We start from the raw sequence: 8,355 nt of genomic DNA on the forward strand, positions 1-8,355 counted from the left end.
CCCGCCACAGCTCGATGTCGGGCCGCGGGTGTTGTCGGCAGCCGACGACCCGGAGGTGGAGGGCCGACGGGATATCGAAGATAACTCCGCACTCACTGCCCCTCCGCCACTCCTGGTGCCTCGGCCTCGTGGTCACGGGTGAGCTGGACGATCGCAGCCGCCGCGGCGCGGGCGCCGCTCTCGTCCCGGTCCTCGATCGCGTTGACGAGTCGCCTGTGCAGGCCGGCATGCTCCTCGGCGCCGGCGGCATCCCAGGGCAGGCCGCCCAGGGAAGAGGTAAGAGCCGTACCGAGGTAGTCGTACACCTCGATCAGGAGGTCGTTTCCGCTCGCCCGGACGACGGCCCGGTGGAACAACGCGTCGACACTGCCGGCCGCGGACATGTCCTCACCGGCGCAGGCCGCGTCGGCGTCGGCCAACAGCTCTCTCAGCTGGTGCAGTTGGTCCTCGCTGCGACGCAGGGCGGCGGCCCCTGAGGCGTACTCCTCCAGGACGGTGCGCAGTTCGAGAACCTTGTCCCGCTGCGCGGAACTCGCTCGCCGCACCATGACCGACTGGAGCTCACTCGACGCGCGGACGTAGGTGCCGTCCCCGATCCGGGCTTCCAGCAGGCCCAGGTGCACGAGCGCGCCGAGCGCCTCCCGCAGCGTGCTGCGTCCGACCCCGAGCTCTTCGATGAGGGCCTGCTCCGGCGGGATTCGCGTTCCCACCGGCCATCCACCTGCCTCAATGTGCGAGCGGAGACTGTCCACGAGCTGCGCGGACAGGCTTGCCGTCCTCCGCGGTGTGCTGATGCGCTTCATGGAGACAGCGTATACAAACATCAGACATTTGAACATCACATGGAAGGAGATCTGGGTGACCCCCATCGCGCCTCCATGCCCAACTGCCACTGCTCGGCCGGTACGGCGCACGCCGCCCCCAGCTTCTCCCGTGCATCCCTTGGGGCGTCACGGAGGGAGAGCTAGGCGTTGTGCGGGAAGGCCAGCTCCGGAGCCCGGCGCAGGTTCCGGTTCGACTGCTCCAGGGTCGGCCGCAGGCGGGCGGCATCGAGCGAGGCGGGCGAGGCGACGGCTCATGACCACAGCCGTACTTGCGCGGCACCGAGTCCGGCCGAGTACTTCGAATGGTGGCTCAGGGCGCAGACCGAGCTCCGGTCGCACTTCAAGAACCTGACCAAGCGTCTGGAATGGGTGGACGGTCTCGGCGACACCGATGCGTGGATGGACCCTGCGCTTGTCCACCGCCTTCCCGCCCGGACGTCGGACCAGCACACCGGCTCCGGCCTCTTGCCCCCGAGGCGCTGTTCAGTGGAGGCCCGCCGTCGGCGGTGGAAGGCCGAGTGATGCTCGGCGAACGATGTCATGGGCGACGTCGTGAATCTGTGCCACGGTCAACGGGCGTGATCGCGCGGCCCGGTGGACACTTCGGCCGGGAGCGCGCGAGGCGCGTTTGCCAGAAGCGGAGCTGCCGCCTGTCATCGGGTCGGCACAGACGAGGTTGCGGTCTCCTCGCACAAGGCAGGGCCCGGGCCGGTGTTGCTTCCGGGGCCCTGCCTCAGCCGACCGCTTGGCGGGAGCGGCCGCGATCAGCGCTGTTCGGGCGAGCCGGACGACGGCATGGATTCGTTGAGCGGTACGACGTTGAAGTACTCCTCGATGTGGTCGATGAGGCCGCCGTCGAACCGGAAGTACATCGCCGCGTGTACGTCACTGCGGGACCCGTCGGTCATGGTCAGGTGGAGTACTTGCTGCTGGAGTACTTCGTCGCCGTCCTGGAACTGCCGCACGATGTCGTACCGAAGTGTCTCGACGTCGGCGGCCAGCTGCTTCAGCAGTTCCATGTTCTCGTCAATCGGCTGGTCACCGCTTCCGTCGTTGTGCCACACGGTGGCGGTGTCGGTGCACAGGGATCGCATCGTGGCGTAGTCCCGCACCTCCCACTGCCGGAGGTAGTGCACCGCTGCTGCGCGAAGGTCCTGGTCGGGTGTCATCGTTTTCCCTTCGGGGTGCGCCGGTTGCGGCGAATGTCAGACGGCGGGCCCGTCGTGGTGCCGACGGCCGCTTCTTCTTCGAAGACGGGGGCGCGTTCCCCTGCTTCGATGCGGAGGGGGAGGTGGTTCTCCCGGGGCGGCAGGGGGCAGGGGAAGGCCGCCGAGAACATGTGATGGGGAACAACGGCCCGGTTGAAGTCGATACGGGCCGTACCCGTGGCGTCCTTGGGCCGGGGCAGGATCAGCCACCGGCCCGTGCCGGGCGTGTCCGTTCCGCTGGTGCCGTCGGTGAACGTGACCAGCAGGGTGTCGCCGCCCACACCGAACGCCCGGAGCGTGTGCCGCTCGCCTTGCAGATCGAAGACGAAGTCACCCGGGGCCGGGAGGGTGTCCCGCATACTCGGGCTGGTCAGCCGGGTCACTTCCAGGAGACGCCCGGCATCCGCCGGGCGGTACTCCGCCTCGACGGTCCAGGCCGGATCCCATGGCCACGCCTCGATCCCGCGCAGGCCGACGAGGGTGGGCGCGGCCGGATCCCACACGACCAGGACATGGGCTCCCCGCAGTTCCTCGATGATGCCGCGCCGCCCGCCGGGGAAGGACAGGCGGCTGGCGCTGGTCAGTTCCACCGCGCCGTCGACGGCCTGGTCATCGACGGACACACCCTCCGCGCGGGCCGCGGTCAGCGTCAGGCTCCCCGAGAAGCCGGTGGACGTCCACCGCCCCGGAACCTCGGGGACTTCCTGACCCGGTTCCGTGATCAGTCGATAGGCGATGCGGCCCGCCTTCCCGTCCGGGCCCGCCATCTCCTCCCACCGGCTCCGACGCCACCTGTCGTACCCGGTCAACGCGCCGTCGTCTCCGAAGCATTCGCTGGACACAGTGTTCTCCTCTCCAAGGTGGCGGTCACCCGCGACCGCCGTCAGGACTTACCGCCGGCCGGGCCCCTCGACCGGCTCGACGGCCGGTCGAGGGTCGCCGCAAGGCCGCATGCCGTCATGCGGCGCGTCTCCGCGCACGCCCGACCGTCGCGGTCCGACGGGTCGTGTCGATGGTTTGGATGGTGCGCTCACCCCGAGAACATCAGCAAAGTTGTTTGCTGTTACGGCAAATGCGGGAAGGTGCCGTGCTGGTGATCGCGCTCTGACATCACCCTGGAGAACACGATCTCCCGTTCCGGCCGTTCCAGACGCGCACGTGCGCGCGAGTCCGCTGCTCGCCGCCGTCCCACCGGGTCGGATTTGCGGACTCGGCAAGTTCCTTTGCCTCATGGGCCAGGGCGAGCGAACGTGCCTGATATGAAGACACACCAGTCCGTGGAAGTGATCGTCATCGGCGGTGGTGCCGCCGGTCTGTCCGGGGCATTGACCCTGGCCCGAGCGCGCCGCTCCGTGATGGTGATCGACTCGGGGGAGCCGCGCAACGCGCCTGCCTCCGGCGTGCATGGATTCCTCTCACGCGACGGCATGCCGCCTCGCGATCTCGTCGCTCGTGGGCAGGAGGAGGTGGCCCGCTACGGTGGCAGCGTGGTGCCCGGTCGTGTGGTCTCGGCCGAGCACGTCGACGGCCTGTTCGAGGTCACGACGGAGGCCGGCAAACGCTACAGCGCCCGGCGGCTGCTGGTGGCCACGGGGCTGACCGACGAGCTGCCTGAGGTGCCCGGTCTCGCCGAGAGGTGGGGACGCGATGTTCTGCACTGCCCCTACTGCCACGGGTGGGAGATCCGCGACCAGCCCCTGGGGGTGCTGGGGACGGGGCCAATGTCGGTGCACCAAGCACTGCTCTTCCGGCAGTGGACCTCGCGCATCACCCTGTTCCCCGCCGACCGCGTCGAGGTCACCGATGATCAGCGCGAACAACTGACTGCGCGCGGCATCGACGTCGTGGAGGGCGCGGTGGCGGCCATCGAGGTGGACAAGGACCGGCTGACCGGGATCCGGCTGGCTTCCGGCCGGGTGGTGGAGGTCATGGCGGTGGCGTTGAGTCCACGGATGCGTGCCGGCAAGGTGCTGTTGAGCCTCGGCCTCGACCCGGTCGAGCACCCGATGGGAGTCGGCGAGCACATCGAGGCCGATGCGACCGGCCGCACTGCGGTGCCGGGCGTGTGGGTGGCCGGCAATGCCACCGACCTGGCCGCTCAGGTCGTCGGTGCGGCGGCGGCCGGCAACGTGAGTGCTGCCGCGATCAACGCCGATCTGGTGGCGGCGGACACAAGCATCGCCGTTGCCGCGCTGCGGCGCGCGCAATAAGGCGGGGGGCGGGCGGAGAGCCAAGGGCTGTGAACGCCTGTCCGGTCGGCCCGGAACACGAAAGGAGATGGGCACCTCGCATCCCAGCGGCCTTGCCCGACGCGCAAGTCTCCATCCTCCAGGAACCCTCCGGCTCCTGTACGCGGAGGTATGAACGCGTCGGACAAACCTCGCCGCCGGGATGCGGGCCGAGCGACCAACCTGTGTCCGCGGCAGCGCTCTCATCCAACCCGCTGCTCCGCTCCCGTGGCCGACATCCTCGGGCCACGCGCAGGACGGGAGCAGTCAGGGCTCTGTCGCGGTAAATGCCGGATCTACTGCGGCGGAGCCCCTGCCGTGACCATCGCGACCTGCGGCGGACCGTTCCGGCCGCCGGGGCGAGGTGTACGCCCCCTTTGAGGCGGCGGTCGGCGGCGGATCCGTACGGGCGCCGGCCGTATGCCTTGGCCGTGACGGCGGCCAGGGAGCGTTGGACGCCGAGGTCGTTGGCGGAACAGCTCGGCCTGATATGGGGGGAGCAGTCGACGTCGACCACGGAAAGCGTGTGCCAGAAGGGACCAACCCCGCGGGCGCGGGGACCACACCGACGGGGTGGCGACGCCGCTCGGGTGGGTGGGACCAACCCCGCATACGCGGGGACCACCCCAGAGGCGGATTTCTTCGGAAGGCCCCGCCGCATGCCCTTGGGCGACGACTGCTCGCGGCGAAGCGGGAGTGCCCCTCGCACCGGCCGTAGGACGGCCATGTACCCGGGGTACGCGTGTTCGTTTAATCTGGGTCTGCGGGTGGCCCTGAGCAAGAGGCCGTACCCGGAAGGCCCCTGGACGCAGGGACGCTCTGCGTCGTGCTGGGGAACCAGTGCCGCTTCGACACGCATGCAGGGACGGACCAGCAGATGCAGGTGAGGTATGAGACCAGCCTCGTGCCCTTTGCGAGCCCGCTGGGGCGAGAATCGCGACATCGGGTGACGGGAGAAGCACTCCACGGCGAGGGCCCGGCTTGGCGGGCGAGACGTCGTGGATAAGGTCGCGCTCACGGCTGCCGGTCTCTACGTCATCGTCCTGCTGCGGGCCGGAGGGACCTTCGCCGTCGGCTGGCTCGCCGGGGCCGGTGCCAGGCGTGGCAGGCTCGCGGAGCGGATGTCCATGCCCAAGTTCCGACGCGCCGAGCGGGCGATTCAGCGGTGGGGCGCACCGGTGGTGGCCGCCTCCTTCCTGACCATCGGATTCCAGACCGCTGCCAACTTCCTCGCGGGAAGTATGCACATGCCTCTGTCGCGCTACCTCCCCGCACTGTTCGTGGGCGGAGCGGGCTGGGCGCTGGCATACGCGACGGTCGGGATCGGCGCGCTGGAACTGCTGGCAAGGCTGTTTGCCGAGCAGACGGTGATGGGTGTGGGCGCGGTCACCGTGCTCCTCCTCGCGCTGAGTGGCGTTGTGGTGTATCGGCGTAGAAAAGCTGCCTCGACCAACAGCAACACTGCGGCCGACGAATCCTGAATGGCCGCCCTCATATCGACTGCACGCCAGCTCTCCACCGTGGTGTCCAACGGCCCTGAGTCGACGACCTCGCACATTGCCGAGCATCAGCACGGTGACGCTCCAGGCTCAACCCCGTCGGGCGGGGAGTGCATTGCGTTGAACAGCAGAACGGCACACAGGGGGAGTGCTTCGAGCGAGATGTGCCAGCCTGTGCTCAGGCGTGGGGCCTAGCCGCGAGGAGCGCGGTAATACAGATAGGCCCACGATGCCCATCGGCACGATCAACGCAGCGAAATTCATCGCCCGCGAGCTGCCCGCCCCCTTCGAGGAGCTGCTCGGCGGGGAGCACACCCACCGGATCTTCAACAGGGCGCACGCCAACTGGTGCACCCCGCCCGGCCACCACACCCCATGGCACGACTGCTACACCGCAGCCGACATGCTCCTCCTCCCGCAGAAGGCCAGGCTCTTCCTCGGCCCCGCCGGCAAACCGCTCACGCCCCCGACCACCTGCGTGCGCAGAGCCTCACTGAAGTCGAGCAAGCGATCCAGCACGCCGTGTGGGCCGATCGGGAAGCGCACCGCCTAGATGATCTATTCCAAGGGGTCAGTGATCGTAGGACGGTTTGTCCGGTGGCGTCGTTGTGCCGGATCGCGGTGGTCAGCGCGAGGATGCGTTGCATGACGCGGGCTATGACACCTCCGGGCGTGCGCCCTCGGTGCCGTTCGAGGCCAAGCTGTCCCTTGAAGGTCTCGTTGATCGATTCGATGACCTGTCGCAGCGGCTTGAACAGGGCTGCGACAGGCCGTTCCCGTTCACCTTTACGGGGGCAGGCCGCAACAACTGGACTCCATGCTCGGACAGTTCGCGTTCGAAACCACGGCCGAAGTAGTTCTTGTCGCCGATGAGATTCTGTCGGGGGCGCTCTCGCGGAAGCTCGCATTCGGCTGCCAGGAGGTCAAGGAGGGTCTCGCGTTCGTCGGCCTTGGCCCCGGTCAGGGCGTAGGCGATGGGCAGGCCCTGAAGGGTGCAGACCAGGTGCAAGCGCAGGCCCCAGAAGAAGCGGCTGTGGCTGGCGCAGTAGCCGTATTCGGTCCAACCTGCCAGGTCGGAGCGTTTGACGGTCTCGCGGGAGCGGCCGCATTCCACCGGGGTGGAGTCCACGACCCATACGTCGTCGCTCCACACCGAGGTGATGGTGGCCAGGATTCGGTTGACTCACAAAACGATCTTGGACACCCTCGTTCTCGTCTGCGCAGGCACCCCTTGGACCACACCACCAGGAGGAACCAGTGTCATACCCGCAACTGCTCATCGCCGAGGAGAAGCTCGCCGACGCGAAGAAGCTGTTGAGCCTCCCGCGTATCGTCGTGATCTGCGGCTCCACCCGCTTCATGGCCGAGATGAACGAGGCCGATCTGCGGGAGACCAAAGCCGGAAAGATTGTCGTCAAACCGGGCTGTGACATGAAGTCTCCGCACGAACTTTGGTCCGATCCTGTCGAGGCCCAGGCGCTGAAGGTTCGACTCGACGATCTGCACCGGGCGAAGATCCGCCTCGCTGATGAGGTACTCGTAGTCGGCGACTACATCGGAGACAGCACCCGAGCCGAAATCGCCTACGCCCGGTCACTGGGCAAGCCCGTACGGTTCACGCACCCCGAAGTCGACCCTGACGCCTGACCGCCCGCTGCCACCTCGACAACCAGGGCCGGCAGCCCGCCGCCTGACCGTCTCGCGGTGGCTTCGGCCGCCGCCCACCCCACACCCTCCGCAGGCATCCCTTGGAACTGATCATCTAGGCGTCGACCACCAGCAACCGAGGCCCCGCCCCAACGGGCGGGGCCTCGCCGCACACCGACCGCCCCGCGCCGTCTCCGTGGCAACTTTGTCGGTCGGTCGCTGGCCGGGCCCGTCGAACGCCATCAGGTGAGTGACGAGGGCGCTGGGGTTTCGTGGGGGTTAAGTGGTGTCGCTGAAGACTCAAAGCGGTGCTGACCTGCTGAAATGGGGGATTTGACTGCTGTCGGCAGGGTGCGGGTTCGGGTATGGTCCGGATCTTGTCGCCGGCCATTCCAATGCTGAGGCAGGGCTGTCGGCACCGCCCGGGCGGGGGACTGTCACGAGGCCCCGGCGCATGATCAGGAACAGCGCGGCGTGGGGTGATCCTCGGCTGGCCTGGCGATGACCGTGACCACTGCCCTTCGCGGTACCCGTTCCTCTGGAGGAGCACCCCGTCTCAGGCAGCCTTCGTCCCGGTTGTTCCTGTCGGTTGAACCTGCAAGAAGGCTGGTGGTGCAACTTCTGTGGGGCTGCCCTGGCCCTGGCCGTCCAGCCCTTCGCCGGACTGAACGGCATCGAGCGCGCAACTCGACAGGCGACGGCCCAACTCAAGACCTTGGGCATGGGGTAGGTCCCGCACCGCCCCCCGCAGACTTCGAAGTCGATGGGCGCATCCTTTGACGAACGTTGCTCCGGCCACTCGGGCACCTCACGAATGGATGCACCGTTCGTGGAGACTACGTTCGCCCATTCGTGCCGTAGACCGAGAGGTGTGTATTGCCGGAGCCCCTGTCGAGCTGGTGCGGTTCCGGGAGACGTAAAGCGGAGCGGGGAAATCCGGCTCCTCTCT

Annotated in this window: 7 protein-coding genes and 1 pseudogene; 4 read left to right on the forward strand and 4 right to left on the reverse strand. The window is 68.1% G+C overall.

Annotated elements, in window-relative coordinates; all coding sequences use genetic code 11:
- Positions 1-92: 92 nt before the first annotated feature.
- From ACF088_RS14160 to ACF088_RS14170, 3 genes are all read right to left on the reverse strand, one after another.
- Positions 93-839, reverse strand: coding sequence for a FadR/GntR family transcriptional regulator (locus ACF088_RS14160; protein ID WP_392376030.1), 747 nt, complete (start codon positions 837-839; stop codon positions 93-95).
- Positions 840-1,588: 749 nt separating this feature from the next.
- A complete protein-coding gene (locus ACF088_RS14165; protein WP_392375974.1) occupies positions 1,589-1,993 on the reverse strand; it encodes a nuclear transport factor 2 family protein in 405 nt (134 codons plus the stop codon).
- Positions 1,990-2,874: a DUF1684 domain-containing protein gene (locus tag ACF088_RS14170; protein ID WP_392375975.1), complete on the reverse strand. Its 885-nt coding sequence runs from the start codon at positions 2,872-2,874 to the stop codon at positions 1,990-1,992. The genes ACF088_RS14165 and ACF088_RS14170 overlap by 4 nt, the downstream gene beginning before the upstream one ends.
- A gap of 417 nt (positions 2,875-3,291) precedes the next feature.
- On the opposite strand from ACF088_RS14170, the gene ACF088_RS14175 reads away from it, so the two are divergent.
- From ACF088_RS14175 to ACF088_RS14185, 3 genes are all read left to right on the forward strand, one after another.
- A complete protein-coding gene (locus ACF088_RS14175) occupies positions 3,292-4,242 on the forward strand; it encodes an NAD(P)/FAD-dependent oxidoreductase (protein ID WP_392375976.1) in 951 nt (316 codons plus the stop codon).
- Positions 4,243-5,258: 1,016 nt separating this feature from the next.
- Positions 5,259-5,741, forward strand: a complete 483-nt coding sequence (locus ACF088_RS14180; RefSeq protein WP_392375977.1) for a DedA family protein — start codon at positions 5,259-5,261, stop codon at positions 5,739-5,741.
- A gap of 247 nt (positions 5,742-5,988) precedes the next feature.
- On the forward strand, positions 5,989-6,312 hold the full coding sequence (locus ACF088_RS14185) for a hypothetical protein (protein ID WP_392376032.1): 324 nt from the start codon (positions 5,989-5,991) through the stop codon (positions 6,310-6,312).
- Positions 6,313-6,319: 7 nt separating this feature from the next.
- On the opposite strand, the pseudogene ACF088_RS14190 reads toward ACF088_RS14185, so the two are convergent.
- Positions 6,320-6,942 (reverse strand): annotated as a pseudogene (locus ACF088_RS14190) (IS982 family transposase); the annotation flags it as partial.
- 74 nt (positions 6,943-7,016) lie between these two features.
- Between ACF088_RS14190 and ACF088_RS14195 the strand changes: the two are divergent.
- On the forward strand, positions 7,017-7,406 hold the full coding sequence (locus ACF088_RS14195; RefSeq protein ID WP_392375978.1) for a hypothetical protein: 390 nt from the start codon (positions 7,017-7,019) through the stop codon (positions 7,404-7,406).
- The last annotated feature ends 949 nt before the right edge of the window (positions 7,407-8,355 follow it).

It is taken from the genome of Streptomyces sp. NPDC015125 (assembly GCF_043080045.1).
Taxonomy (GTDB): Bacteria; Actinomycetota; Actinomycetes; order Streptomycetales; family Streptomycetaceae; genus Streptomyces.